This window comes from Pseudomonas kielensis, from assembly GCF_014236655.1.
GTDB classification, from domain to species: Bacteria; Pseudomonadota; Gammaproteobacteria; order Pseudomonadales; family Pseudomonadaceae; genus Aquipseudomonas; species Aquipseudomonas kielensis.
This window is the reverse complement of sequence record NZ_JACMYG010000106.1, coordinates 1-426: the sequence shown is the minus strand read 5'-3', so window position 1 is coordinate 426 and position 426 is coordinate 1. Positions and strand designations below refer to the sequence as shown.

The following is a 426-nucleotide window of genomic DNA, read 5'->3' as shown; positions in this document are numbered from 1 at the left end:
GGCACCACCGGTTCTGCTGTGGTCACCGCCAAGGACGACATCTTCACTGGCGGTCAGGATGCGATCGTCAACAAGCTGGAGTCGGTCTCCTCGAACAACTTCGAGAAACTGACCCTGGGCGACACTTCGCTGACCACCAAGGTCACCGATGAGCCAGGCTCGGGCGATCCAAAAGACCCAGCCAACGAAGGCGACAAGATCACCGTCACCATCAAAAGCGAAGGCGACGTACTGGAAAACGCTGCACCGAAGTTCACGGTGAAAGTCGATCAGGTTCTTAAGCAAGACCTGACCGTCACCTTGAGCAACGGCGATACCGTGGTGATCAAGGCTGGCACCACCAGCACGCCTTACGAGCTGAAAGCTCAGGGTGATGACGTCTACAAAGACGGTCAAATCATCGAAGTGGGTGTCGACAACGCCACC

At 56.6% G+C, this 426-nt stretch carries 1 protein-coding gene; it reads left to right on the top strand.

The genetic code is table 11. The features are described 5' to 3' along the window. On the top strand, positions 1 to 426 hold a 426-nt coding region (locus H7995_RS28220), incomplete at both ends, for an immunoglobulin-like domain-containing protein (protein WP_342345345.1).